Annotated in this window: 27 protein-coding genes; 16 read left to right on the top strand and 11 right to left on the bottom strand. The window is 51.5% G+C overall.

What is annotated here, in order from left to right; genetic code table 11:
* From IMQ48_RS12680 to IMQ48_RS12670, 3 genes are all read right to left on the bottom strand, one after another.
* Window positions 1–1,660, bottom strand: a 1,660-nt coding sequence (locus IMQ48_RS12680) for a fimbria/pilus outer membrane usher protein (protein WP_196209324.1), incomplete at its 3' end; no start/stop codon positions are given.
* Window positions 1,661–1,689: 29 nt separating this feature from the next.
* Window positions 1,690–2,367, bottom strand: a complete 678-nt coding sequence (locus IMQ48_RS12675) for a molecular chaperone (RefSeq protein WP_196209323.1) — start codon at window positions 2,365–2,367, stop codon at window positions 1,690–1,692.
* Between the two features lie 51 nt (window positions 2,368–2,418).
* Window positions 2,419–2,949: a fimbrial protein gene (locus IMQ48_RS12670; RefSeq protein WP_196209322.1), complete on the bottom strand. Its 531-nt coding sequence runs from the start codon at window positions 2,947–2,949 to the stop codon at window positions 2,419–2,421.
* Between the two features lie 353 nt (window positions 2,950–3,302).
* Here IMQ48_RS12670 and IMQ48_RS12665 point away from each other — a divergent pair, with 353 nt between their 5' ends.
* The 6 genes from IMQ48_RS12665 (at window position 3,303) to IMQ48_RS12640 (ending at window position 10,005) form a co-directional block, all read left to right on the top strand.
* Window positions 3,303–3,965, top strand: coding sequence for a helix-turn-helix domain-containing protein (locus IMQ48_RS12665; protein ID WP_370551860.1), 663 nt, complete (start codon window positions 3,303–3,305; stop codon window positions 3,963–3,965).
* 29 nt (window positions 3,966–3,994) lie between these two features.
* Window positions 3,995–4,654 (top strand): winged helix-turn-helix transcriptional regulator, encoded by a 660-nt coding sequence (locus IMQ48_RS12660; RefSeq protein WP_230326391.1) that lies wholly within the window; start codon window positions 3,995–3,997, stop codon window positions 4,652–4,654.
* A 335-nt stretch (window positions 4,655–4,989) separates the two neighbouring features.
* The gene (dhaK, locus tag IMQ48_RS12655) at window positions 4,990–6,060 is read left to right on the top strand and encodes a dihydroxyacetone kinase subunit DhaK (RefSeq protein ID WP_196209321.1); all 1,071 of its coding nucleotides are present in this window, start codon (window positions 4,990–4,992) and stop codon (window positions 6,058–6,060) included.
* A gap of 11 nt (window positions 6,061–6,071) precedes the next feature.
* Complete coding sequence (gene dhaL, locus IMQ48_RS12650; RefSeq protein ID WP_196209320.1) at window positions 6,072–6,704, top strand: dihydroxyacetone kinase subunit DhaL; 633 nt, start codon at window positions 6,072–6,074, stop codon at window positions 6,702–6,704.
* Window positions 6,705–6,714: 10 nt separating this feature from the next.
* The gene (gene dhaM, locus IMQ48_RS12645) at window positions 6,715–8,145 is read left to right on the top strand and encodes a dihydroxyacetone kinase phosphoryl donor subunit DhaM (RefSeq protein WP_196209319.1); all 1,431 of its coding nucleotides are present in this window, start codon (window positions 6,715–6,717) and stop codon (window positions 8,143–8,145) included.
* Between the two features lie 171 nt (window positions 8,146–8,316).
* The gene (locus IMQ48_RS12640) at window positions 8,317–10,005 is read left to right on the top strand and encodes an alpha,alpha-trehalase (protein ID WP_196209318.1); all 1,689 of its coding nucleotides are present in this window, start codon (window positions 8,317–8,319) and stop codon (window positions 10,003–10,005) included.
* Window positions 10,006–10,052: 47 nt separating this feature from the next.
* Here IMQ48_RS12640 and IMQ48_RS12635 read toward each other — a convergent pair whose 3' ends face one another.
* Window positions 10,053–10,307, bottom strand: a complete 255-nt coding sequence (locus tag IMQ48_RS12635) for a GlsB/YeaQ/YmgE family stress response membrane protein (protein ID WP_174360505.1) — start codon at window positions 10,305–10,307, stop codon at window positions 10,053–10,055.
* A 198-nt stretch (window positions 10,308–10,505) separates the two neighbouring features.
* Between IMQ48_RS12635 and IMQ48_RS12630 the strand changes: the two genes are divergently transcribed.
* Window positions 10,506–11,240: a flagellar brake protein gene (locus IMQ48_RS12630; RefSeq protein ID WP_196209317.1), complete on the top strand. Its 735-nt coding sequence runs from the start codon at window positions 10,506–10,508 to the stop codon at window positions 11,238–11,240.
* 11 nt (window positions 11,241–11,251) lie between these two features.
* Here IMQ48_RS12630 and emtA read toward each other — a convergent pair whose 3' ends face one another.
* On the bottom strand, window positions 11,252–11,863 hold the full coding sequence (gene emtA / locus IMQ48_RS12625; RefSeq protein WP_196209316.1) for a membrane-bound lytic murein transglycosylase EmtA: 612 nt from the start codon (window positions 11,861–11,863) through the stop codon (window positions 11,252–11,254).
* 98 nt (window positions 11,864–11,961) lie between these two features.
* Between emtA and ldcA the strand changes: the two genes are divergently transcribed.
* Together ldcA and IMQ48_RS12615 are read left to right on the top strand one after the other, a co-directional pair.
* On the top strand, window positions 11,962–12,876 hold the full coding sequence (gene ldcA / locus IMQ48_RS12620) for a muramoyltetrapeptide carboxypeptidase (protein WP_196209315.1): 915 nt from the start codon (window positions 11,962–11,964) through the stop codon (window positions 12,874–12,876).
* A gap of 97 nt (window positions 12,877–12,973) precedes the next feature.
* A complete protein-coding gene (locus IMQ48_RS12615; protein ID WP_196209314.1) occupies window positions 12,974–14,707 on the top strand; it encodes a potassium/proton antiporter in 1,734 nt (577 codons plus the stop codon).
* 103 nt (window positions 14,708–14,810) lie between these two features.
* Here the strand turns inward: IMQ48_RS12615 and dadX are convergent, their stop codons facing one another.
* Both dadX and IMQ48_RS12605 read right to left on the bottom strand, forming a co-directional pair.
* On the bottom strand, window positions 14,811–15,881 hold the full coding sequence (gene dadX / locus IMQ48_RS12610; RefSeq protein WP_196209313.1) for a catabolic alanine racemase DadX: 1,071 nt from the start codon (window positions 15,879–15,881) through the stop codon (window positions 14,811–14,813).
* A 12-nt stretch (window positions 15,882–15,893) separates the two neighbouring features.
* Window positions 15,894–17,192, bottom strand: coding sequence for a D-amino acid dehydrogenase (locus tag IMQ48_RS12605; RefSeq protein ID WP_196209312.1), 1,299 nt, complete (start codon window positions 17,190–17,192; stop codon window positions 15,894–15,896).
* A 322-nt stretch (window positions 17,193–17,514) separates the two neighbouring features.
* On the opposite strand from IMQ48_RS12605, the gene IMQ48_RS12600 reads away from it, so the two are divergent.
* A complete protein-coding gene (locus tag IMQ48_RS12600) occupies window positions 17,515–19,047 on the top strand; it encodes a SpoVR family protein (protein ID WP_096756733.1) in 1,533 nt (510 codons plus the stop codon).
* 102 nt (window positions 19,048–19,149) lie between these two features.
* On the opposite strand, the gene fadR is transcribed toward IMQ48_RS12600, so the two are convergent.
* The gene (gene fadR, locus IMQ48_RS12595; protein ID WP_196209311.1) at window positions 19,150–19,869 is read right to left on the bottom strand and encodes a fatty acid metabolism transcriptional regulator FadR; all 720 of its coding nucleotides are present in this window, start codon (window positions 19,867–19,869) and stop codon (window positions 19,150–19,152) included.
* Window positions 19,870–20,106: 237 nt separating this feature from the next.
* Here fadR and nhaB point away from each other — a divergent pair, with 237 nt between their 5' ends.
* The 3 genes from nhaB (at window position 20,107) to IMQ48_RS12580 (ending at window position 22,776) form a co-directional block, all read left to right on the top strand.
* On the top strand, window positions 20,107–21,651 hold the full coding sequence (gene nhaB, locus IMQ48_RS12590; protein WP_196209310.1) for a Na(+)/H(+) antiporter NhaB: 1,545 nt from the start codon (window positions 20,107–20,109) through the stop codon (window positions 21,649–21,651).
* Between the two features lie 141 nt (window positions 21,652–21,792).
* Entirely contained in the window at window positions 21,793–22,323 is a 531-nt protein-coding gene (dsbB, locus tag IMQ48_RS12585) for a disulfide bond formation protein DsbB (RefSeq protein ID WP_196209309.1), read from the top strand.
* Between the two features lie 111 nt (window positions 22,324–22,434).
* Window positions 22,435–22,776, top strand: a complete 342-nt coding sequence (locus tag IMQ48_RS12580; RefSeq protein WP_196209308.1) for a DUF1971 domain-containing protein — start codon at window positions 22,435–22,437, stop codon at window positions 22,774–22,776.
* Between the two features lie 29 nt (window positions 22,777–22,805).
* Here the strand turns inward: IMQ48_RS12580 and IMQ48_RS12575 are convergent, their stop codons facing one another.
* The 3 genes from IMQ48_RS12575 to IMQ48_RS12565 all read right to left on the bottom strand — a co-directional run bounded on the left by IMQ48_RS12575 (window position 22,806) and on the right by IMQ48_RS12565 (window position 24,367).
* Window positions 22,806–23,252 carry a YcgN family cysteine cluster protein gene (locus IMQ48_RS12575; protein WP_196209307.1) on the bottom strand — a complete coding sequence of 149 codons (447 nt, stop codon included), beginning with the start codon at window positions 23,250–23,252 and terminating at the stop codon, window positions 22,806–22,808.
* A 92-nt stretch (window positions 23,253–23,344) separates the two neighbouring features.
* Window positions 23,345–24,004, bottom strand: a complete 660-nt coding sequence (locus IMQ48_RS12570) for a fumarylacetoacetate hydrolase family protein (protein ID WP_196209306.1) — start codon at window positions 24,002–24,004, stop codon at window positions 23,345–23,347.
* Between the two features lie 69 nt (window positions 24,005–24,073).
* Window positions 24,074–24,367, bottom strand: a complete 294-nt coding sequence (locus tag IMQ48_RS12565) for a YcgL domain-containing protein (RefSeq protein WP_196209305.1) — start codon at window positions 24,365–24,367, stop codon at window positions 24,074–24,076.
* A gap of 126 nt (window positions 24,368–24,493) precedes the next feature.
* Here IMQ48_RS12565 and minC point away from each other — a divergent pair, with 126 nt between their 5' ends.
* The 3 genes from minC to minE are packed head-to-tail and all read left to right on the top strand — an operon-like array spanning window position 24,494 to window position 26,307.
* Window positions 24,494–25,201 (top strand): septum site-determining protein MinC, encoded by a 708-nt coding sequence (gene minC, locus IMQ48_RS12560; protein ID WP_196209330.1) that lies wholly within the window; start codon window positions 24,494–24,496, stop codon window positions 25,199–25,201.
* Between the two features lie 23 nt (window positions 25,202–25,224).
* Complete coding sequence (gene minD / locus IMQ48_RS12555) at window positions 25,225–26,037, top strand: septum site-determining protein MinD (RefSeq protein ID WP_096756725.1); 813 nt, start codon at window positions 25,225–25,227, stop codon at window positions 26,035–26,037.
* A gap of 3 nt (window positions 26,038–26,040) precedes the next feature.
* The gene (gene minE, locus IMQ48_RS12550; protein ID WP_003833739.1) at window positions 26,041–26,307 is read left to right on the top strand and encodes a cell division topological specificity factor MinE; all 267 of its coding nucleotides are present in this window, start codon (window positions 26,041–26,043) and stop codon (window positions 26,305–26,307) included.
* Window positions 26,308–26,392: the final 85 nt, after the last annotated feature.

Below are 26,392 nucleotides of genomic sequence, written 5' to 3'. Positions count from 1 at the left end.
GACTGCCGGACCCTGAAATACCATTTTTACTCTGCGTCCAGTTGATTCCATAGTTGATTCTATTCCAGGTATTGTTATAACTGACGCTCCACGACTGCATCGGTTTTTGGTCGTTCCAGTAATCCTCTCGTACTGCACTAAGTGACAAAGCCCCGCCTCCCGCGCCGAAGGACTGGCTGATGTTCGCCTCCATGCGATTACGACGTTTCTCAACCAGAGTATTGTCACTACCGTACGTATCGAGAATGTCCTGCATCCCGTAATAGCCTGGCGTTGAATAACGATACCCTGCAATCGCAAAATTGGTCCCGGTGGTTACGCTGTTTTTGCTGTAACGGACACGCCAGGATTGTCCCCGTTCTTTTTCAGCATGCTGCGGTTGTGACCAGGACTGAGTAATATCAGTAGACATCGCCCCGACCACGCCAAGGTTTTTCCCTACCCCCACTGCCACCGAGCGATAGTTGTCTGAACCTTGGAATCCGCCATAAACCGTAAATCCTACTGGCAGGCCATAAATCGCCGTGCTCTGAGCAAAAGGTGTCTTATCTACGCGATTGTCATAGGAGCGATAATGTCCGGCAGTAAACGCATATTTGAAGCGCCCTTCACGTTGCAATAGCGGCAATGAGGCATACGGTACGGTGAAGTGCTGCTCGCTTCCGTCGGCTTCTTTAAGAGTGACGTCCAGATCCCCGGCGCCCCCCGTCGGATACATATCGGTAATTTCAAACGCACCGGGAGAGACGTAATTTTGGTAAATTTGATAGCCATTCTGCCGGATGACCACTTGCGCATTGGTTCGCGCAATCCCCCGTACGACTGGTGCGTAACCTTTCAGAGAGTCCGCGAGCATCTCATCGTCGGAGGCAAGCTGGCTGCCGCGAAACGAAATACTGTCAAAAACATCCGCGGGTGAGGAACTGTCGCCTATCACCAGTTGCGATTTCAGGGAGATTATATTGCGCTGCACATAGTTATATATCGTGTCCCAGTCATCGCGCCCCTGGCTGTCATGATTCCAGGTCGTGTAATTCCGTACCCGCCAGGGACCAATGTTCATTCCTGGTCGCAGGTTAACGTACTGACTGCGGTAAGCGTTGCCATTGCCCCTGGACCAACTGTTATCCCCACTAAGACTGTAATTAAGCAGCGCTGCGGTGATGCCCTCATCCCACTGTTCTGGCGCAACATATCCGCGAGCGGGTGTGAAAAGTGCCGCCTGTGGAATACTCAGTAGCAACTTCTGGGCTGAAAATGAGAGTTCACTAGATGCCTGCGGAATGATGGAAAAATTGACACAGTTTTCTTTCCCCTCAAGCTCAGGGTACAGCGATGTCTTCACGCCGTAGCTTTGTAACCACGCTAGCGACAAACACGGTTCCAGCGCCCCTTCTTTACCACGGGTAAATGCAACGTCGCGGGTGTCCACATTCTCCCCGTTAAGCAGAATATCGACATGATACGTTCCTTCAGCCTGTTGCCCTGTTTCAAAGCCGGAGAGATCAACATCGCCGCTTGAGGATTCGGTATGTTCAAGTAGCGCCGGATTAAAATAATCACGACCTTTAACCTCCTTCAGTACACTGGCAATGGCCAGGAAAATGAAGACTGCCAGTCGGGCCGGGGGTGGATTAATTATCAGTTTGGCTATCATCATTGGTATAATTTTCCCGACCAGCAGCTATTTTAATGTGAGCCGTGATACGCCTCACTAATCCCACCATAATCATTAATAATTCTGAATATTACTCTCCCTCCAGTAACGCCCTCCGGCATTAAAAAACTTGCGGTACTCCCTGGAGCAACGAATGTAACGTTTTCAACCTTTTTGTCCGCAACGCTAATTTCATTAAAATTAATAAAGTAAGCAGAGGGGTTCGTTACCTGTATAAATTTTCCCTCGAATTTCCAGCGTAATTTATCAGCCTGTTCCCCTGGTGTTGCTCGATTTAACCCGACAGGCCGGTATATCAGTTTTATTCGTGTTTTGATCGCTATTTGCAACGTGTTATCTTTACGTTCAGTTGAGGGTATTGATTTAATATTCAGCCAAAACAGTGACTCTCTATCTTCGGGTAAATTACCTGCTCTAATAATGCGCATCACGTTTTGCTGTCCTTTATCTAAACGATAAAGCGGTGGAGTAATGATAAAAGGCACTTTCTCCGTAGTAATACTCTGCGCTTCAATCCACGATTGAATTAAGTAAGGAATCGAGTCAGGGTTATTAACACTCAGCGAGGCCTCTTTCTTACCACCATCGTAAATCACTCGCGTACCGCCAATTGAAACACCAGCATGAGCAGTAGTAATACCGACTGCCAGAACAAACAGTGGCAACATACAAAAACGTAATACACTCATAGTAAACCTCTGAAAGGGCCGTACGCCGGCCCTTAAAACTGCGCAGGTAGATCAGTTATAGTTAACGGTGAAACTGGCAACAGCATTAGCTGTACCAGGAAGAACTGGCACAACAGTTGCCACATAGGCGGCATAGAAATCCAGATTGTTATCCGCAGTACTGGAGAGCATATAGGTATAACCATTGACCTGGTTAAGTCCTAAACTCGCGCTATCCGCCGTTTTAAGACGGATGGCTACACCACTTGCCGCTCCGCCGCCTTGGGTGATAGCCAGTAAGTTACTGTCGTTACTGTCATTCGAGCCGTCAAATTTTACCTTTGCAGAATTCACGCTAGGCGGACAATCTTTAAGTCGCAACGTAAATCTTGTTGAAGAAGTCTCATCTCCAGCACTGACAAATGCTGTTTTAGATACACGTCCAAGATCGACCATCAGTGTATTATTGCTGCCAATATCGACTATACATGCCGCATCGAGGATTTCACCATTAAAAATAACAGTACCATCATAGGCCATTGCATTTGATGCCATGAGAATGGTCGCGGTGGTCAACGTCATCGCTATCGCATTCTTTTTCATAGCTGCTCTCCTTAACTTTATTTATTTATAGCACCACACCATTATTTACCAATGGGGAAATAACGATTCAGCACTTCTATTATCGCTATCACTTTGAAAAAACCGAACAGAATAGCTATTAACGCCTACTCAGGGGGCTATAGAACCCCACAGATAAGAGATCTTTATTAACAGCTATTACTATTCTGTTCATGGGCTATTTTGATATAAACAGACACATTTCCTCAAGTTATTTTTTGGTGTAATTTTACACCGCGCCCTGGATTCACTTATTCTCCTGCTGCCACCATAATTATTAAAACAAGCAACATTTTATGTTGTTTTGAGAAGCATTATTATTAAGAGAGCAAATCATGCCTGAAACAAAAACAATCACTGAATCAAGCATGTATCATGCATTACCTTTAAAACCCACGGAGCATATAGAGAATATAATTAATAAGTTAAAACCCAACTCCAACATCTATGAAACAAAATGCAGACAAATAATTAACTACAAAAGCAATAACTCTCACCAATGTTATTTACTAATGAATGGGACAATTGCCATCTTTCGACTACGAGATGGCTTTATGCTCAATTCGGAAGTCGCACCGTTTATCTTCGGCCTGAGCAATCAACTTACTGACTCAGAATATCTCTTTATGCGTAGCGAAGAGTGTTCAACCATTGCAGCCATTCCTCTGGAAAAAGCAAACGAAATTATTGCGAATGAGAATCTATGGGAAAGCCTGGCAAAGTTACTGGTTTATACCGCTGGGCGCGTGTACGACCACTGCACTCGCATTTCAGCCCCGACGTCCTATGACATTATTCGATCACAACTTTATGAACTGATGCGCGAGTCTGATGAGTTTCGTCAGCACACTACCGCGGCAAACTATATTCAAAGCCGCTCATTTCTGTCACGTAGCAGCATAATGAAGATTCTCGCAGAGTTAAAAAAAGGCGGCTATATCGTCACCGAGCGTGGTGTGCTGAAACAAATACAGCAGAATATTCCCCTGAAGTATTAACGATGCGCTATGCTGCACAATGTACATGTATGACTATTTATACTGGTAACCTCATCATGCCTCAGGAATCGCCTTTCCACCTGCTCAAACAGCCTTCACCTTATGCCCCGGAATTGTTGCAAAAACTGACAGAAGAACAAGAGTTTAAGCATTACCCAAAAGGGAGTCGGTTCGTGTTCATCCACTCAGGAGAACATCTGTGTCAGTTTGTCCGGGCGGGTATGGTGAGTATTGAGAACCAAGAGAGTCACCTGGCGTTAGGTATCGCCGTAGCGCCAGTGTCTCTTGGTTTTACCAGCGCATTATCAGATAAATTGCTTCTACGCGCGCTTGAAGCGTGCGAGGTGGCAACAGTCCCGCTGGATACCGTTATGGCACGGATTGAAGAAAAACAGCTTTGGGAGATCATGGCTAAGCATATGATCATTTTGACAAACAAACTGTTTATTCAAAACGAGATGGCTGCGGCACCAACCACTTATGATGTGCTGTGCTATCAACTGCAGGCATTAGCCAGAGAGTCTGAGAGTATTCGCCAACAGATTGCCGCTTACCAGTACATTTTGGATCGGACACATCTTTCCCGTAGCAGTGTGATGAAAATACTCTCTGCATTAAAAAAAGGTGGTTATATCGAACTTGACCAAGGCAAACTGGTGGCAATTAAACAACTACCAGCACGGTTCTAACTTGCATGCCGGTCCCCCAATATTGCGTAAAAACCATCTCGCCCGTTGCTTTAATGATCCTGCCTTGCTCCGTAATGTTTATGTTGATTTGGTAAAGGATGTCCAGGTTCGCATTTTAGGCGATTATTGCGCCACAACGTTCCAAAATGGAACGTTTTATAGCAAAGATGTTCCGTATTGAAACACCCATCACCGCAATTTTCTTTTGACAACCCGTGTGCAAAATTACCTTATCGGCAGCGAGAGGTCGCCGTGGCGCTGTACATCACCGATACCCTACACCAGATGTCTGCCGTTTTTTGCAGCCATCTCAGGACTGTCTACGGAGCATAAAAATGAAAAAATTGATCAACCGTGTTGAAGACGTACTGAATGAACAACTCGCCGGGCTGGCAAAAGCCTACCCTTCTCTGGCGCTGCATCAGGACCCGGTATACGTCACCCGTGCTGACGCGCCGGTGATGGGTAAAGTGGCGCTACTTTCCGGTGGCGGCAGCGGGCACGAACCGATGCACTGCGGCTATATTGGTCAGGGCATGCTTTCCGGTGCCTGTCCGGGCGAGATTTTCACCTCGCCGACCCCGGACAAAATGTTTGAATGCGCCATGCAAATTGACGGTGGCGAAGGCGTGCTGCTGGTAATCAAAAATTACACCGGTGACATTCTGAATTTTGAAACCGCTACCGAGCTGTTGCACGAAAGCGGGGTCAAGGTCACGACCATGGTTGTTGACGACGACGTGGCGGTAAAAGATAGCCTGTATACCGCCGGACGTCGCGGTGTGGCCAATACCGTGCTGATTGAAAAACTGGTCGGCGCGGCCGCCGAACGCGGTGACTCACTGGAAGCGTGCGCTGCGCTGGGTCGCAAACTGAATAACCTCGGCCACTCTATTGGCATCGCCATCGGTGCCTGTACCGTCCCGGCCGCAGGGCAACCTTCGTTCACGCTGCAGGATAACGAAATGGAGTTTGGCGTCGGCATTCACGGGGAACCGGGAATCGACCGCCGCGCCTTCTCCTCTCTCGACCAGACTGTGGATGAAATGTTCGATACCCTGCTGGAAAACGGTAACTACAGCCGCACGCTGCGCCACTGGGATAACGTCCAGGGTGCCTGGCAGGAAGGTAAAGAAAGTAAACAGGCGCTGCAACAAGGCGACCGCGTCATTGCGCTGGTCAATAACCTTGGCGCAACGCCGCTGTCCGAACTGTTCGGCGTCTATAACCGTCTTGAAAGCCGCTGTCAGGATGCGGGCATCATCATCGAACGCAATCTGATTGGCTCTTACTGTACCTCTCTGGATATGACCGGTTTTTCCATCACCCTGTTAAAGGTCGATGACGAAACGCTGAACCTGTGGGATGCACCGGTACACACCCCTGCTCTCAACTGGGGTAAATAAGGAGATTCATAATGTCCCTCAACAGAACACAGATCGTTAACTGGCTTTATCGCTGCGGTGAAATATTCACCACCGAAAGTGATTTTCTGACCGGTCTTGACCGGGAAATTGGCGACGCCGACCACGGCCTGAATATGCACCGTGGCTTCAGTAAAGTGGTCGAAAAACTGCCGTCTATTGCAGATAAAGACATCGGTTTTATTTTAAAAAACACTGGCATGGTGCTGCTCTCCAGCGTCGGCGGTGCCAGCGGCCCGCTATTCGGCACCTTCTTCATCCGCGCCGCACAGGTGACTCAGGCCCATCAGAGCCTGACGCTGGACGAGCTGTATCAGATGATTCGTGATGGTGCCGAAGGCGTGATTAGCCGGGGTAAAGCTGAGCCTGGAGACAAAACCATGTGCGATGTCTGGGTGCCGGTGGTCGAGTCGCTACGTCAGTCCTGCGAACAAAAACTGAGCGTACAGGCGGCGCTGGAGACAGCGAGTCAACAAGCGGAAGCCGCCGCACAAAGCACCATAACCATGCAGGCACGCAAGGGTCGCGCCAGTTATCTGGGTGAGCGCAGTATTGGGCATCAGGATCCCGGCGCAACGTCCGTGATGTTTATGGTACAAATGCTGGCTCAGGCCGCCAGAGAGTAAGGATAAAGCGATGGTAAACCTGGTTATTGTGTCTCATAGCGTGCAGTTGGGCGCAGGCGTCGGCGAGTTGGCCCGACAGATGTTAATGGGCGAAGGATGCAAACTGGCGATCGCCGCGGGCATTGACGATCCCGAGAATCCAATTGGCACCGATCCGATTAAAGTGATGGAGGCCATTGAGTCCGTCGCAGATACGGATCACGTGCTGGTGATGATGGATATCGGCAGCGCGTTATTAAGTGCGGAAACCGCCCTGGAACTGCTCGATCCGGCAATCGCCACTAAGGTACGCTTGTGCGCCGCCCCGCTGGTAGAGGGCACCCTGGCCGCCACGGTCAGCGCCGCAGCGGGTGCAGACATCGACCGCGTCATTCGCGATGCCATGAGCGCCCTCGACGCCAAATATGAACAACTGGGTTTACCTTCGTCGTCCCCGGCCATCACTACATCGGCAGCCCTCTCTGTCGATGACGAGGCCCACTCTGTTACTGTGGTGGTCAAAAACCCCAACGGCATTCACGTTCGCCCGGCGTCACGACTGGTCTCCACGCTGTCTGGTTTTCGCGCTGACATGCTGCTTGAGAAAAACGGCAAGTGCGTGGTCCCGGACAGCCTGAACCAAATCGCGCTACTGCAAGTACGCTGTAATGACACGCTGCGCTTAATTGCCAAAGGCGAACAGGCCGACGACGCGCTGGCGGCGTTCAAACAGCTTGCCACAGAGAATTTTGGTGAGTCCGTGGAACAACTCCATACCGGCAGCATCACAAACACAGCCCCCACACAAGCAACGGGGATGGCCTTTTGCTATACGCCGGTCGCCGCAGAGGTAGCCCCGCAACCTGCCACAGATTTACAGCACGAGCAACAGCGGCTACAGGCGGCGATCCACAATACGCTGGAAGATCTGAGCTGTTTAACGGCACTTGCCGAAGAGAAATACTCCGCAGATATCGCCGCAATTTTCTCCGGCCACCACACACTGCTGGACGATGCCGAGTTATATGACATGGCCTGCGATATCATGCGTGAAAAACAGTGTCGTGCCGAACATGCTTGGCACGCGGTATTGAGCGACCTGAGCCAGCAGTATCTCCAGCTCGACGACCCCTATTTGCAGGCACGGTATATCGACATTGATGATTTACTGTACCGCTCGCTGCGGCATTTGACCGGGCTTCCCGCACAAATTCCGACCTTTATTCGCCCGACAATCCTGGTGGCGGACGTCATTTACCCGTCCACCGTACTGCAGTTAGATCCGCTGACCATCAAAGGCATCTGTCTGCGTGCGGGCAGCGAGGCGTCCCATTCGGCAATCATTGCCCGCGAGATGGGGATCGGCTGGGTATGCCAGCAGGGTGAGGCGCTCGATGCCATCAAAATGGGGGACACTTTGACCCTTGACTGCGTGGCACATCAGATCATCCGCGTGGGCTAAACGCCGCTGCACGTCCTGTTATCACAAAGGACGTGCAGCTTTCACATCACGTGCAGAAATGTCTGTTTGTTCGCAAAATAGGGTCCCGATAACGCGTAACGGTCGATCCTGGACTAAGGTTTTCTCATGGTAAATGCCGCAGCTTCGGCACGCCGCTAAGGAGATTACCCGATGATAACGCCAGCAATTCGCCATCCTGGCCTGCTCTCTGTTGCAATAAAACTCACGCTCGCAAGTACCCTTTTCGCTCTTGCCTCATTCGGCGCCCACGCCGAGGAACAGTCCGCCGCAACGCCGCAGCCCCCTGATATCCTGCTCGGCCCTCTGTTTAATGATGTGCAAACCGCCAAACTGTTCCCGGATCAGAAAACCTTTGCCGATGCGGTGCCCAATAGCGATCCGCTGATGATCCTTGCTGATTATCGGATGCAAAAAAACCAGTCCGGCTTCGATCTTCGTCATTTCGTCGGGGTGAATTTTACGCTGCCCAAAGAGGGTGAGAAATACGTACCGCCCGCCGGGCAGTCGCTACGTAAGCATATCGACGGGCTGTGGCCGGTGCTAACGCGTTCGACGACTGATGTGGAAAAATGGGATTCATTGCTGCCGCTGCCGGAGCCGTATGTGGTGCCCGGCGGGCGTTTTCGTGAAATTTATTACTGGGACAGCTATTTCACCATGCTGGGGCTTGCCGAGAGCAACCACTGGGACAAGGTCTCCGACATGGTGGCGAACTTCGCTTACGAGATTGATGCCTGGGGACACATTCCTAACGGTAACCGCAGCTATTATCTGAGCCGCTCCCAGCCGCCGTTCTTCGCTTTTATGGTTGAACTGCTGGCGCAGCACGACGGTAATGATGCACTGAAAAAATACCTGCCGCAGATGCAGAAAGAGTACAGCTACTGGATGGAGGGCGTCGAAACGCTTAAGCCAGGTCAGCAGAACAAACGGGTGGTCAAACTGGCTGACGGCACGGTGTTAAACCGCTACTGGGATGACCGCGACACGCCAAGACCCGAGTCGTGGGTTGAGGATATCGCCACTGCCAAAAGCAACCCAAACCGCCCGGCTACCGAAATTTACCGCGACCTGCGTTCGGCCGCCGCCTCGGGCTGGGATTTTAGCTCACGTTGGATGGACAACCCAAACCAGTTAAGCACCCTGCGCACCACCAGCATTATCCCTGTCGATCTCAATGCGCTGCTGTACAAGATGGAAAAAATGATCGCACTTGCCAGCAAAGCCGCAGGGGATGAAGCCAAAGCCACACAGTACGAAGGCTTCGCTAATGCGCGACAAAAAGGGATTGAAAGCTACCTGTGGAACGATAAAGAAGGCTGGTACGCCGACTACGATTTAAAAAGTCAGAAAGTACGCAATCAACTGACCGCCGCCGCCCTGTTCCCGCTGTATGTCAATGCGGCGGCCAACGATCGCGCCAGCAAGGTGGCTGCGGCAACCCAGGCACATCTGCTGCAACCCGGCGGTCTGGCCACAACGTCGGTGAAAAGCGGTCAACAGTGGGATGCGCCCAACGGCTGGGCACCACTCCAGTGGGTTGCTGCGTCCGGGTTACAAAACTACGGCCAGGATAAGGTCGCCATGGAGGTCACCTGGCGCTTCCTGACCAACGTGCAGCATACCTATGACCGGGAGAAAAAACTGGTTGAAAAATACGACGTCAGCAGCACAGGAACCGGCGGTGGCGGTGGCGAGTACCCGTTACAGGACGGCTTTGGCTGGACCAACGGCGTCACCTTAAAAATGCTTGACCTGATTTGCGCCAAAGACAAACCCTGTGACAGCGTCCCGTCTTCGCGTCCTGTTACTGAAAAAACACCGCAGACCGTGCAATAATTTACCCTAGAATATCAATGAGAACGGCCCCCGCAGGGGCCGCTCAATTAATCTCGCCGTACCAGGCGGAAAATACCCAGTACGAGAATGGCACCGACGACGGCCACCAGGAAACTGTGCAGATTAAACCCGCTGATATCACCTCCGATACCAAACATAGTTGCCAGCCATCCGCCGACCACGGCCCCGACAATGCCGAGAATACAGGTCAGAATAAACCCTCCGCCATCGCGCCCCGGCATGATCAGTTTGGCGATAACGCCCGCAATCAGACCAAAAATAATCCAGGCAATAATTCCCATTTTCAGGCCCTCTTTCCAGTGAACGCATGCGCAAGCCATTCCTGCGCCAGTACGTTAAGTATAGGCAAGCCGTTGCCCGGCGTTTTCCTTCAGCTTGCGTTCAGCGGATTTAATAAAAAATTTCATCCATTTGTATTAAGTTCTGTCGCGCGATGCCGATAATCCAACGACCAACCAGGCATCCAGGAGTCATTAGGTGTGAGCAACTACCATGAGCAGTTCCTGAAGCAAAACCCATTAGCGGTGTTAGGCGTTCTCCGCGACTTAAATTCACAGCATATCCCCCTGCGTATCTCCTGGTCAGGTGGACAGTTCATCAGCAAAATTCTCGCGGTGAGCCCGGATGAATTGGTCATGGATTTTGGCAGCCAGGAATATGAAAACCAGGCCGTTCAGCGGGCAAGCCAAGTCTCTGTCATCGCTGAAACGCAGGGCGCCAAGGTCGAGTTCACCCTGCCTCAGCTCAAAAAAGGGGAATTTCAACGGTTGCCGGCATTTATCTCGTCGCTGCCGCCCGCGCTGTGGTTTGTCCAGCGCCGGGAATATTTCCGTATTGGTGCCCCATTGCATCCGCCCTATCACTGCTCGGCAAAAATGCCGGACAACAGTATTCTACGTTTTCGTTTATTTGATTTATCACTCGGCGGGATGGGCGCGCTGTTAGCAGAGGCAAAACCAGAAGGACTGGTGGAAGGTATGCGCTTCTCACAGGTTGAAATCAACATGGAACAATGGGGGGTATACCACGTTGACGCCCAGCTTATTTCTATTAGCGAACGCAAGGTTATCGACGGGAAAAATGAAACCATCACCACTCCCCGCCTGAGCTTCCGTTTTCTCAACGTCAGCCCGGCGGTGGAGCGGAACTTACAGCGGATTATTTTTTCACTTGAACGTGAGGCCCGGGAAAAATCCAACAAGGTGCGCGAGTAACCTCACGCGAACTACATCACATCCAGCGCTTGCTGAAGCTTCCAGATATAACGCGGAGCCTGCGGCGCCGGATGATTATCCGCTACATGCTCAATAAACTCATCCGGGCTGAGATCGTTGATTTTATTGATAGCCTTTTTCCTGTCAGAGGAGAATGTCCGCAGCAACGCCCCCGCACCATTGGCATATGACACCACCAGCGCATATTGCATCACCTGCGGATCTTCGATCCCAGCAAGCGGTCCGGTTTCGAGAATACTCAGGTACGCGGCACCCATTGAGATATTGCGCTCAGGGTTTTTCAGCTCGCTGGTCGACGGTTCTCCACTCCAGCCCATCCGACGGTAGACATCCCGCCCTGAGGTAGAAGCTTTCAGCTGCATCAGCCCAACGGCGTTAGATTTACTGACCGCATTCGGGTTTCCGCCCGATTCAATGGCGATGATGGCGGTAATCAATTGCGGGCTTACCCCCCAGGCCGCACCGGCTTTTTCACTGATCGGCATCCATTGCATTGCGCGTTTAACCGGAACTTCAGCATTCCATGGCGGATTTTTGTAATCCTGTTTTGAACTACAGCCCGCAAGTAATACAACCAAAAAAGCAAACCATCTCAATTTCACGTCATCTATCCTTATAGCCGGAACCTGTCGCTGAGGTGACAACGACATACCTACGCGGCATGATATACATTTGGTTTTAGTTGTAGCAAGGAAATGCCATGTCCCGGTTTCACTTAATTGCCCCTTCGGGCTACTGTATCAACCAGCAAGCGGCATTACGCGGGCTTTCGCGTCTTACTGAAGCCGGTCATCAGGTCTCAAATTCAGCGGTTATTGCACGTCGCTACCAGCGCTTTGCCGGTACCGACGCCGAACGACTGGGGGATGTGAATTCTCTTACTGAGTTAAAAACGCCCAATACCATTGTGCTGGCGGTGCGCGGCGGCTACGGCGCCAGTCGTTTACTGGGTGATATTGACTGGCCGGCGTTAGCTGCCCGCCAGCAACACGACCCGCTGCTCATCTGCGGGCACAGTGACTTTACAGCGATTCAGTGCGGCCTGCTGGCGCAGGGCAACATCATCACCTTCAGCGGCCCGATGTTAGCAGCCAACTTCGGTGCCGAAGAAATGAACCCGTTTACCGAACACTATTTCTGGCAGGCGTTACGCAATGCGCAATTTACCATTGACTGGCAGGGTGATGGCCCGGATTGCGCCACCGAAGGCACGCTGTGGGGCGGAAATCTGGCGATGCTCATTTCGCTGATGGGCACCCCGTATATGCCAGCTATTGATAACGGTATTCTGGTGCTGGAAGACATTAACGAGCATCCGTTTCGTGTCGAACGCATGCTGTTGCAGCTGTACCACGCGGGCATTTTAGCCCGTCAGAACGCCATTATTCTCGGCAGTTTTAGCGGCAGCGCACCGAACGATTACGACGCAGGATACAATCTGGATGAAGTCTGTACATTTCTACGTTCCAGACTCTCAGTGCCGTTGATTAGCGGCCTCGATTTTGGTCATGAGCAACGCACCGTCACGCTCCCGATGGGGGCAAAAGCGGTGCTGAAAAATACTAAAAATAGTAGTCAGCTCACCTTAACCGGGCATCCGGTGCTGAAATCGTAAAAAAAGCCACTCACAGGGCTAAGTAAAACGCTGTTTCTGCCGCTAATATGTTAGGGTTTATTAATACGAAACAGCGTAATTCAGGAGTAACCGAACGTTGGATGCCGCAGCAATTATCAGTCTTTTTATTTTGGGTTCCGTTCTCGTCACCTGCAGTATCTTACTCAGTTCGTTTTCATCACGTCTTGGCATCCCTATTCTGGTGATATTTCTCGCAATCGGTATGTTAGCGGGCGTGGACGGAATTGGCGGCATTCCTTTTGATAACTACCCTTTCGCCTACATGGTGAGTAACCTGGCGCTGGCGATAATTCTGCTCGATGGTGGGATGCGCACTCAGGCCAGTTCTTTTCGCGTGGCGCTCGGTCCGGCATTATCACTGGCAACCGTTGGCGTGCTTATCACCTCCGGGTTAACCGGCATGATGGCCGCGTGGCTGTTTCATCTGGATCTCATCGAAGGGCTACTGATTGGCGCAATTGTCGGCTCAACCGACGCCGCAGCGGTGTTTTCGCTGCTTGGCGGGAAGGGTCTTAACGAACGTGTCGGCTCGACGCTGGAAATCGAATCGGGCAGCAACGATCCGATGGCGGTGTTTCTCACTATTACGCTTATCGAAATGATCCAAAACCATGAGACCGGTTTAAGCTGGGTGTTCGCCGTGCATATTATCCAGCAGTTTGGCCTGGGTATTGCGCTTGGTCTGGGCGGCGGTTATCTACTCCAGCAGATGATTAACCGGATTTCGCTGCCTGCCGGATTGTATCCGCTGCTGGCCTTAAGCGGTGGGATCCTCGTCTTTGCCGTCACCACCGCACTGGAAGGCAGCGGTATTCTGGCGGTCTATCTGTGCGGCTTCCTGCTGGGGAATCGGCCAATTCGTAACCGGTTTGGTATTCTGCAAAACTTTGACGGCCTGGCCTGGCTGGCGCAAATCGCCATGTTCCTGGTGCTGGGCCTGTTGGTTACGCCGTCCGACCTGCTGCCGATTGCCGTTCCGGCACTGATTTTGTCCGCCTGGATGATTTTCTTTGCCCGCCCGCTATCTGTGTTCACCGGGCTGTTACCCTTCCGGGGCTTCAATCTACGCGAGCGCATTTTCATCAGTTGGGTTGGTTTGCGCGGTGCGGTACCGATCATTCTTGCTGTCTTCCCAATGATGGCGGGGCTGGAGAATGCGCGCCTGTTCTTCAACGTGGCATTCTTTGTGGTATTAATTTCGTTGCTGTTTCAGGGGACGTCGCTGTCCTGGGCGGCCAAAAAAGCCAAAGTGGTGGTACCCCCTGTCGGTTGGCCTGTATCCCGTATTGGCCTGGATATTCATCCTGATAATCCCTGGGAGCAGTTTGTTTATCAGTTGAGTGCGGATAAATGGTGTGTGGGTGCCGCACTGCGCGACCTGCATATGCCAGACGAGACGCGCATTGCTGCGCTGTTTCGTGACAACGTGCTGTTTCACCCTTCGGGCAGTACTCGCCTGCGCGAAGGCGACGTGCTGTGTGTCATTGGCCGCGAGCGCGATCTCCCCGCATTAGGCAAACTGTTCAGCCAGTCGCCGCCGGTAGCCTTAGACCAACGGTTCTTTGGTGACTTTATTCTCGAAGCCAGCGCCAAATACGCCGACGTGGCGCTGATTTATGGGCTGGAAGATGGCACAGAGTATCGAGATAAACAGCAAACGCTGGGTGAAATCGTCCAGCAATTGCTAGGCGCCGCACCGGTGGTCGGCGACCAGGTCGAATTTGCCGGGATGATCTGGACTGTGGCCGAGAAAGAAGATAATGCGGTACTGAAGGTGGGTGTACGTGTCGCAGAAGATGAGGATGAATAACTCTGGAATTTTTGCCGGGTAGCGGCTGCGCCTTACCCGGCTTACAAATGTACTGCTATTGTAGGCCTGATAAGCGCAGCGCCATCAGGCAACTTTACAAAAGTTACACCGTCACAACCGGTACTCGCAGCGCCAGCGAGCACATCAACTCGTACCCCACCGTACCGGCCGCGGTAGCCACATCGTCGATTTTGATCTCTTTGCCCCACAGCTCTACCGGCGTACCAATGCCTGCCTGAGGACATGGCGTCAGATCCACTGCTAGCATATCCATCGACACCGTGCCGACCGTCCCGGTACGGACACCGTCCACCAGCACCGGCGTGCCGCTCGGCGCATGGCGCGGATAACCGTCGGCATAGCCGGTCGCCACAATCCCGATGCGTTGTTCGCCGCGGGCGGTGTAACGGCCACCGTAACCGACCCTGTCACCGGCCTTCAGCGTTTGCACCCCGATGACCTCGCTGTTCAGGCTCATTACCGGTTTGAGGCCGGTATTGGCGATGTCCCGCCATTGCCCTGACGGGGAGGCACCGTACAAAATAATACCCGGGCGTACCCAGTCGAAATGGGCTTCCGGGTGCCACAGCGTGGCGGCGGAGTTTGACAGCGAACGTCGGCATTCAAGCCCTTCCGTCGCCTGTGCAATCCGCGCCATCGCGTCCTGAATGCCGTCCGGATGTTCGGCATCGGCAAAATGTGACATCAGCGTCATTTCGCCCACGTTCGGCATCGCGCGCAGTTGTTGCCAGACGGTCGCTACCCGCTCGGGCAAAAAGCCCAGACGGTTCATGCCGCTGTTAACCTTCAGATACACATCCAGCGGGGCGTTCATACGGGCATTTTGTAGCGCTTTGAGCTGCCAGTTACTGTGTACACAGGTGGTTAAACGATATTGGTCATACACCGTCAGGTCTTCAGCGTGGAAAAAACCTTCGAGCATTAAGATCGGGCCTTTCCAGCCCCGGTCACGTAGCGTTATCGCCTCTTCCAGATTAAGCATGGCGAAACCGTCGGTGCTCCCCAGCGCATTCCAGACGCGTTCAATGCCATGTCCATAAGCGTTGGCTTTTACCACCGACCAGACGCGGGCGTCCGGTGCGGCCTGCCGTGCAATGCCTAAATTTTGTTTCAACGCCTGCAGGTCAATGCTGGCCAGTATTGGGCGGGTCATCTCGCGTCCTTCTCAGCTATGTGCGCCGTGTAAATGTCGTGGACGTGACGGCGAAAATCCTGGGCTGTAACGAGCCACGCTCAGGTCATCGTAAGGGATGGCGGGCGTACGACCAGAAAGGATATCGCTCAGCAGCTGCCCCGAACCGCAGGCCATGGTCCAGCCCAGCGTACCGTGACCGGTGTTGAGCAGCAGGTTCTTAAAGCGGGTACGCCCGACTACCGGCGTGCCGTCCGGCGTCATCGGCCGCAGTCCGGTCCAGAAGGTAGCCTGCTCCACGTGCCCGCCGCGTGGGAAGAGATCGCGCACCACCATCTCCAGCGTTTCACGACGCGGCTGTAATAATTCGGTATTGAAGCCCACAATCTCTGCCATACCGCCCACGCGGATACGGTTATCAAAGCGAGTGATGGCAATTTTGTAGGTTTCATCAAGGATAGTCGACACCGGCGCGCCGTCGTCCTCGGCAACTGGAATGGTGAGCGAATAGCCTTTAAGCGGATACACCGGGATATCGACCATCCCTTTCAGCATGGCCGTGGAATAAGAGCCAAACGCCATCACATAGGCATCGGCTTTGATAATTTCCTCACCACACTGCACACCATAAATCTGCTCTCCGTCGCTCAGCAGCTTATCAACCGGCGTATTAAAGCGGAATTTAACCCCAGCCAACTCCGCCATTTGCGCCAGCCGTTGGGTAAACAGCTGACAGTCGCCGGTTTCGTCATTCGGTAAACGCAGCCCGCCGGTCAGCTTATGCGCCACTTCGGCCAGCGCCGGTTCCACTTCCGCGAGGCGATGGGCTTCCAGCAGTTGATATGGCACACCCGCATCTTCCAGAACGGCGATATCGCGCGTGGCGTTCTCATACTGCTGTTCGGTACGGAACAGCTGCAGCGTCCCGCCCTGACGACCTTCATATTCAATGCCGGTAGTCGCACGAAGCGTCTTCAGGCAATCACGGCTATATTCTGCCAGGCGCACCATTCGACCTTTATTTTCCATGTAATGGCTGGTGTCACAGTTGCGCAGCATTTGCCACATCCATTTTAGCTGGAACTGCGTGCCGTCAAGACGAACGGCCAACGGAGCATGACGTTGAAACATCCATTTAATCGCCTTCAGCGGTACGCCGGGTGCCGCCCACGGTGCTGCATAGCCTGGAGAGATTTGCCCCGCATTGGCCGCACTGGTTTCCAGCGCCGGGCCGGGCTCACGATCAATGACGGTGACTTCGTGTCCAGCCTGACTTAAGTACCAGGCGCTGGTCACGCCAACGACACCACTTCCCAGTATGACAACTCGCATAGCCACTCCGTTAACAGTAAAAGAATAATCATCTAATTACATCTTGATAACTCAGTTGAAAATATTATTCAACATATGGCTTTTTTATGGTGATGTATCTCACACATAGCGGTAATGACAGGGAAACCCCTGCTTTGGCATCTCCTGCTGTGCGTCATTTTTATCCAGCATAAAATTTTGTGAGCATCCGGTTTTTCGATGTTGTATTAACGTGATATTGCAAAGAAAAATTTTCTGCCGCAGCACGTTTTTTAACACCGTGTTCTATGCTTGAAATGAGGTACTCCAGACAGAGAGTGCCGCCAACAATGAGGGTGCGCGAATGGCTACGATTGATTCCATGAACAAGGACACCACACGGTTGAGCGATGGACCCGACTGGACGTTTGATCTGCTGGATGTCTATCTGGCGGAAATAGACCGCGTGGCAAAACTCTACCGGCTGGAGACCTATCCGCACCAAATCGAGGTCATCACCTCCGAGCAGATGATGGACGCCTACTCCAGCGTCGGAATGCCGATTAACTATACCCATTGGTCGTTTGGTAAAAAGTTTATTGAAACCGAACGTCTGTATAAGCACGGTCAGCAAGGGCTGGCTTATGAGATTGTCATCAATTCCAACCCGTGTATCGCGTATCTGATGGAAGAGAACACCATCACCATGCAGGCACTGGTAATGGCACATGCCTGCTACGGGCATAACTCTTTCTTCAAGAATAACTACCTTTTCCGTAGCTGGACGGACGCCAGCTCCATTGTTGATTATCTGATTTTTGCCAGAAACTACATTACCCAGTGTGAAGAGCGCTACGGCGTCGATGAAGTCGAAAAACTGCTCGATTCCTGCCATGCGCTGATGAACTACGGCGTTGACCGCTATAAACGTCCGCAAAAAATTTCATTGCAGGAAGAGAAAGCGCGGCAAAAAAGCCGTGAAGAATATCTGCAAAGCCAGGTAAATATGCTGTGGCGTACCTTGCCGAAAAAAGAGGAAGAGAAAACCGTGTTCGAAGCGCGGCGTTATCCCTCTGAGCCACAAGAAAACCTGCTGTACTTCATGGAGAAGAACGCCCCACTGCTGGAGTCCTGGCAGCGTGAAGTCCTGCGCATTGTGCGCAAAGTGAGCCAGTATTTTTATCCACAGAAACAAACCCAGGTGATGAATGAAGGCTGGGCGACGTTCTGGCATTACACCATCCTTAACCACCTTTATGACGAAGGAAAAGTCACCGAGCGGTTCATGCTGGAGTTTTTACACAGCCATACCAATGTGGTGTTCCAGCCGCCGTACAACAGCCCGTGGTATAGCGGAATTAACCCCTATGCGCTCGGATTCGCCATGTTCCAGGACATCAAACGTATTTGTCAGTCCCCGACCGAGGAAGATAAATACTGGTTCCCGGATATCGCCGGTTCTGACTGGCTGGAAACCCTGCACTTTGCAATGCGTGATTTTAAAGACGAGAGCTTTATCAGCCAGTTCCTGTCACCGAAGGTGATGCGTGATTTCCGCCTGTTCACCGTGCTGGACGATGACAGACATAATTATCTGGAAATCTCAGCAATTCATAACGAAGAGGGATACCGTGAAATTCGTAACCGGCTGTCGTCGCAGTATAATCTGAGCAACCTGGAGCCAAACATTCAGGTATGGAATGTTGATTTGCGCGGCGATCGCTCTCTCACACTGCGCTATATTCCGCATAATCGCGCCCCGCTGGATAAGGGTCGCAAAGAGGTGCTGAAGCACGTCCATCGGTTATGGGGTTTTGACGTGACGCTGGAGCAACAGAATGAAGATGGCAGCGTGGAGCTGCTGGAACGTTGCCCGCCGAGAATGAACGGTCTGTGAATCTTATTGCCGGATGGCGACGCGAAAGCGTCTTATCCGGCCTACACTAGACATCCACGTAGGCCGGATAAGGTGTTCACACCGCCATCCGGCATTGAGCGATTAACGGCCCTGAATGGCTAAATCGCCGGGCAGATTTTTCTGCATACGATGCCAAATCTCGCCGCTGTCGTGGCCGTAACTGCGCACCGTTTCATACACCTGGTCATGAGAGCCCTGTTCGCAGAGTAATGACAGCTTATGGTAGAAGCTCAGCGCCAGACTACGGGCTTCCGGATTGGCGAAATAATGACGACCAATGCGGGTATACAATCCCTTCATGCCGTTGAGGATCAGACCGTAAATCGGGTTACCGGATGCAAATGCCAGGCCGCGGAAAATATTGTAGTCCAGGTCAGCAAAGGCGTCGGCATGGTCGGCTACCTGATTTGCCGTCGCCAGCACTTCCTGTGCCTTGTCCGGATGCTGACGGAATGCGGTGCGAATGAAGATTGTTGAGATGTTGGTGCGTACCGACAGCAGATTATCAATGAGTTGCGGAACACTCTCGTGATCGAGGCGCGCCAGCGTTTCAAGGATATTCAGCCCGGACGTTTCCCAGAAATTATTCACTTTCGTTGGTTTGCCGTGCTGAATGGTCAACCAGCCGTCCCGAGCAAGGCGCTGTAACACTTCGCGTAACGTGGTTCGTGTTACTCCGATAAGTTCAGAGAGTTCACGTTCAGCGGGCAAAATCGTACCAGGAGGGAAGCGGTTATTCCAGATGCTTTCAATGATGTACTCTTCCGCGAACCCCGCCGGGCTTTGCGCCTTAATGACCATAGTAATAATTCCATTACACAGCAAAACATAGTTACAGTCATCATACCAGACGGATTTCATAGCTGATAGCGCACACCACGAAGAAAAAGTGGATCAAGTCTTCATTTTCCAGATAACGCGAATATGCAATCGGCGAACCATCTCAGCTGAAGAGCTTGCCTGCTTTCCTTCGCCCCGTTAAGCTTTGCGGTCAAACATAAAAACATGATTTCATTTTTACAGGTAAGGGAAACTGCCATGGAGCTATCCTGGGGTCGCGCGCTGTGGCGCAACTTTTTAGGCCAGTCGCCGGACTGGTACAAGCTTGCACTATTAACCTTCTTAATCGTTAACCCGATTATCTTCTTCATCAACCCGTTTGTTGCCGGATGGCTGCTGGTGGCTGAGTTCATCTTTACGCTGGCAATGGCGCTTAAGTGTTATCCGTTGCTGCCGGGCGGGCTGCTGGCGATTGAGGCTGTCGTCATTGGCATGACCAGCGCTACACACGTGCGGGAAGAGATCGCTGCCAATCTTGAGGTGTTATTGCTGCTGATGTTTATGGTGGCGGGCATCTACTTTATGAAGCAGTTACTGCTGTTTATTTTTACCCGATTGCTGCTGAGCATTCGCTCTAAAATGCTGCTGTCGCTGTCCTTCTGCGTAGCCGCCGCCTTTCTGTCAGCGTTCCTCGATGCGTTGACCGTGGTCGCCGTCGTGATAAGCGTGGCGGTCGGTTTTTATGGCATTTACCACCGCATCGCCTCTTCCCGTGGGGAAGATAATAATATGCTCGATGACAGCCATATCGATCAGCACAACAAAGCCGTACTCGAGCAGTTCCGCGGTTTTCTGCGCAGTCTGATGATGCATGCCGGCGTCGGTACAGCGTTAGGCGGCGTAATGACCATGGTGGGCGAACCGCAAAACCTGATTATCGCCAAAGCGGCGGGCTGGCATTTTGGTGATTTTTTCCTGCGCATGTCGCCGGTCACCGTCCCTGTACTTATCTGTGGACTGTTAACCTGCATGCTGGTTGAAAAATTACGCTGGTTTGGTTATGGCGAAACATTGCCTGAAAAGGTGCGTGATGTTCTGCAGCAATTTGACGATCAAAGCCGCCAGCAGCGTACCCGCCAGGACAAGATCAAACTGATTGTCCAGGCGATTATCGGCGTCTGGCTGGTTATCGCCCTGGCCCTGCATCTGGCCGAGGTTGGACTGATAGGCCTGTCGGTTATCATCCTGGCGACGTCCTTAACGGGGGTCACTGATGAACATGCCATCGGCAAGGCGTTCACCGAGTCACTGCCGTTCACCGCGCTGCTGACCGTGTTTTTCTCAATTGTCGCCGTGATTATCGATCAGCAGCTGTTTTCACCAATTATTCAGTTTGTATTACAGGCCTCAGAGCATGCACAGCTCACGCTGTTCTACCTCTTCAATGGCCTGCTGTCTTCTATTTCCGATAACGTCTTTGTTGGGACGATTTATATCAACGAAGCAAAAGCGGCACTGGAGCACGGAACAATCAGCCTTAATCAGTATGAACTGTTGGCAGTGGCAATTAATACCGGAACCAACCTGCCGTCCGTCGCGACGCCAAATGGTCAGGCAGCATTCCTGTTTCTGTTGACCTCCGCGCTGGCGCCATTAATTCGCCTGTCCTATGGTCGTATGGTATGGATGGCGCTGCCATATACCCTTGTGCTGACGCTGGTTGGACTTTTGTGCGTAGAGTTCACCCTTGTCCCGGTGACTGAGTGGATGACGCAAACAGGCTGGTTAGCTACACTTTCATAACAATTTACCGGGCAAATCACTGCCCGGTTTGACTTTTTGCATGATAATTATCCGATTACACAATATTTCAATGGCAGCTAGTGGCGCATAAATTGAATTGGTTTAAACTGCGCTCTCTACGCATGTTGCAGGGAAATTATTATGTTGCGATTTTTAAACCAGTGCTCCCGAGGTCGTGGAGCATGGTTATTGTTGGCGCTAACCGCCCTGGCGCTGGAACTTGTTGCGCTGTGGTTCCAGCACGTGATGCTGCTTAAACCCTGCGTGTTGTGTATTTACGAACGTAGTGCGTTATTCGGCGTAATGGCTGCAGGATTGGTGGGTGCTATTGCGCCAAAAACGCCGCTGCGCCTGGTAGCGATAATTATCTGGATTTACAGCGCCTGGCGCGGTTTGCAGTTAGCGTACGAGCACACCATGATCCAGCTTCACCCGTCACCATTCATGACCTGTGATTTTGCCGCCCGCTTTCCGAGTTGGTTACCGCTGGACAAATGGCTGCCCCAGGTTTTCCTGGCATCCGGCGACTGCGCTGAGCGCCAGTGGTCTTTTTTAACCCTCGAAATGCCACAGTGGCTCTTAGGCATCTTTGCCGCATACCTTGTTGTTGCAGTGCTGGTGGTTCTTGCCCAACCGTTTAAGCCGAAAAAACGCGATCTCTTCGGTCGCTAACAGAAACGCTCCTTCGGGAGCGTTTTTTTTTGCCATAATGTCATTGCCTGTTAGCATCTATAAGATGTATATTAAATACATCTTATAGATGCCTCACCAAGGAGATGTCCCATGTCCCATTTACGCATCCCGGCAAACTGGAAAGTTAAACGCTCTACTCCCTTTTTCACAAAAGACACTGTCCCAGCAGCATTGCTTTCCCACCATAACACTGCAGCTGGCGTCTTTGGACAGCTTTGCGTGATGGAAGGTACGGTAACGTATTACGGCTTTGCGAATGAAGAAGCGAAAGAACCTGAAGTGAAAGTGGTGATTAATGCCGGTCAGTTTGCGACCAGCCCACCGCAATACTGGCATCGCGTTGAATTAAGCGACGACGCGCAGTTCAACATTAATTTCTGGGTTGAAGATGATAACCACTCAGAAGAGATGTATCAGGCGAAAAAGTCTTAATCTTTAACGCCTGTTAGCCAATGGGCGGCTCAGTCCGCCCATGAAGGCTTGTTCAAAATGTGATCCTGCCAGTCGTGTACTTCTGATTCCTTCACCGCAATATGACGCACCGAAATACGCTCACCGTGCATCGCCGCTTTAGAGCCTGTCAGCAGCGGATGCCAGTCCGGCAACCCTTTTCCTTCCGCCAGCAGACGATACGCGCAGGTCATTGGCAACCATTCAAAGGTCGGCAAATTGTCACGCGTCAGCTTGATGCAATCAGGTTCATATTCGAAACGACGTTCGTAATTACGGCACTGACAAGTTTTGATATTGAGCTGCTTACAGGCGACGTTGGTAAAATAGATTTCGTCGGTGTCTTCATCCATCAGCTTATGCAGGCAGCATTGACCACACCCGTCGCATAATGACTCCCACTCGGCATCGGTCATTTCATCCAGGGTTTTGCTTTGCCAGAAAGGTATGTCGCTCATCAGGGTATCCGCTATTGCAATAAAGCTGCACCTTATAACCAGCCTGGCACGCTGATGCAAGTTTTGCCGCCCGAAAAGGCGGCAAGAAGAGATTATAGCACTCGCGTCGTGAGCGTTTGGCCATGAAAACCGATCGCCAACTCATCACCGCTATGTAACGGCCCTACGCCTTCTGGCGTTCCTGTCAGTACTACGTCCCCCGCTTTGAGGGTAAAGAAACGACTCATGTAGGCAATCAACGGAACAATGTGATGGATCATGTCCGCCGTTGAGCCATGTTGACGTATTTCACCGTTTACCGTCAGGCTTAGCAGTGTATTTTGTGGATCGCCGTTAAATTCGGATACCGGAATGAAGCCTGAAATTGGACAGGAATTATCAAACCCCTTTGCTTTCTCCCACGGCTGTCCCGCTTTCTTCATTTTGCCCTGAATATCGCGCAGGGTCAGATCCAGCGCCACGCCATAACCGGCAATGGCTTTACGGACATGTTCTTCCGTTGCCTGACGCAAAGTCGCACCAATCAGCACCGCCAGCTCAACTTCGTGATGCACCGCCCCCATATCCGCCGGGATAACCAGCGGTTGGCGCAGGTCGCACAGCGCCGTTTCCGGTTTGATAAACAGCACCGGTTCATCCGGCGTTGCGCTGCCCATCTCTTTAATGTGCTTTGCGTAATTGCTGCCTACGCAAACCACTTTACTCACTGGGTAATCCAGCAGAGCACCATGCCAGTTGTGATGTTGATACATGACTTTCCCCTAACGTCGTATTAGATTTCAGAAACTGCATCGACGAGACATGCTGCTGCCGGATGCAGTTTAACCTTTAGCGTCTGGTGTATTTTGTTTTGCCACAGACAGATGCTGTTTGAGTAAATCTTCTGGCGGTGGCGGGATTTGTAAATAATAGCCCTGCTCGGTTAACGCCTGTTTTACTTTTTCAAGATCGGCGTTCACCAGTTTTTTGCGGCCATCAAGCGGTAAAATCATTGCCAACTTCGGCTGACCAAAACCTTTCATCAATTCTTCAGGAACACGAGAGAAATCGTCTTTTTTTTCGACATATAAATAGGTCTGGTCACGTTTGCTGCTTCGGTAGATCACACAAAACATATCTTTTACTCTGAATTCGCGGAATGGTGGCTTGCCTCAATATAATACTGACTATAACATGCCTTATAGTCTTCGGAATATCACCCCACGCTGGGGATGATAAATAGCAAATTGAGTAAGGCCAGGATGTCAAACACGCCAATCGAGCTTAAAGGCAGTAGCTTCACCTTATCAGTGGTTCACTTGCACGAGGCAGAACCCGAGGTTATTCGTCAGGCGTTGGAAGACAAAATCGCGCAGGCTCCTGCTTTTTTAAAACATGCTCCCGTGGTGATCAACGTCAGTGGTCTTGAAAGCCCGATAAACTGGTCGGCGCTGCAGAAAGTTGTCGCCTCTACCGGTCTGCGTATTATCGGCGTTAGCGGCTGCAAAGACGCCAGGCTGAAAGCAGAAATCGACGAAATGGGCCTGCCTTTACTGACTGAAGGTAAAGAAAAAGCGCTACGTCCTGCCTCCGTTGCTGAACCAGTTCCTGCCGCACCGGTGCAAAACGTTACTCCCATCACAAAAACACGATTAATAAATGTGCCGGTTCGTTCCGGCCAGCGCATTTATGCACCACAATGTGATCTGATTGTTACAAACCACGTCAGTGCGGGCGCAGAGCTCATTGCTGACGGCAACATTCACGTTTATGGCATGATGAGAGGTCGCGCACTGGCAGGTGCAAGCGGCGATCGAGAAGCACAAATTTTTTGTACCCACCTGACGGCAGAACTGGTGTCTATCGCAGGTGTTTATTGGCTGAGTGATAAAATCCCAGCAGAATTTTATGGCAAAGCGGCGCGCCTGCAATTAGCAGAGAACGCTTTGACAGTTCAACCGTTGAATTGATCCCTTTTTAACAAGGAATTTCTATGGCACGCATTATTGTTGTTACTTCGGGTAAAGGGGGCGTTGGCAAAACCACCTCCAGCGCGGCCATCGCTACAGGTTTGGCCCAGAAGGGAAAGAAAACTGTCGTTATTGATTTTGATATCGGCCTGCGTAACCTCGATTTGATTATGGGTTGCGAACGCCGCGTCGTTTATGACTTCGTCAACGTTATTCAGGGCGACGCGTCGTTAAATCAGGCGTTAATCAAAGATAAGCGTACTGAAAACCTCTTTATTCTTCCGGCCTCACAGACTCGCGATAAAGATGCGCTGACGCGTGAAGGCGTCGCAAAAGTTCTGGATGATCTGAAATCGATGGACTTCGACTTCATCGTCTGCGACTCCCCGGCAGGTATTGAAACCGGCGCGCTGATGGCACTGTATTTTGCCGATGAAGCGATCATTACCACTAACCCGGAAGTTTCCTCAGTACGCGACTCTGACCGTATTTTGGGTATTCTGGCGTCGAAATCTCGCCGCGCAGAAAATGGCGAAGATCCGATTAAAGAACACCTGCTGCTTACGCGCTACAACCCGGGCCGCGTAAACAGAGGCGACATGCTCAGTATGGAAGACGTGCTGGAAATTCTGCGAATCAAACTGGTTGGTGTGATTCCGGAAGATCAGTCAGTTCTGCGCGCGTCTAACCAGGGCGAACCGGTAATTCTCGACATCAATGCTGATGCCGGTAAAGCCTATGCAGATACCGTAGACCGCCTGTTGGGAGAAGAACGTCCTTTCCGCTTCGTTGAAGAAGAGAAGAAAGGTTTCCTCAAACGCCTGTTCGGAGGATAAGTTATGGCATTACTGGATTTTTTTCTCTCGCGGAAAAAGAGCACAGCAAACATCGCTAAAGAGCGACTGCAGATCATTGTTGCGGAACGACGCCGGAGCGACGCCGAGCCGCATTATTTACCGCAGTTGAGGAAAGATATTCTCGACGTTATCTGTAAGTATGTACAAATTGATCCAGAGATGGTCACCGTGCAGCTTGAACAAAAAGATGGCGATATTTCTATCCTCGAACTTAACGTGACATTACCGGAAGCGGAAGAGTCGAAATAACCGCTTTGCTAAAAAAGTCATGATCAAAAAAGGCAGATTATTCTGCCTTTTTTATTCTCAGTGACCCGTCCTGAATTAGTGTTAT

This window comes from Citrobacter sp. Res13-Sevr-PEB04-36 (assembly GCF_015672735.1).
GTDB lineage: Bacteria > Pseudomonadota > Gammaproteobacteria > Enterobacterales > Enterobacteriaceae > Citrobacter.
Note: the sequence above shows the minus strand (reverse complement) of the source record. Positions and strands in the feature narration are given on the sequence as shown.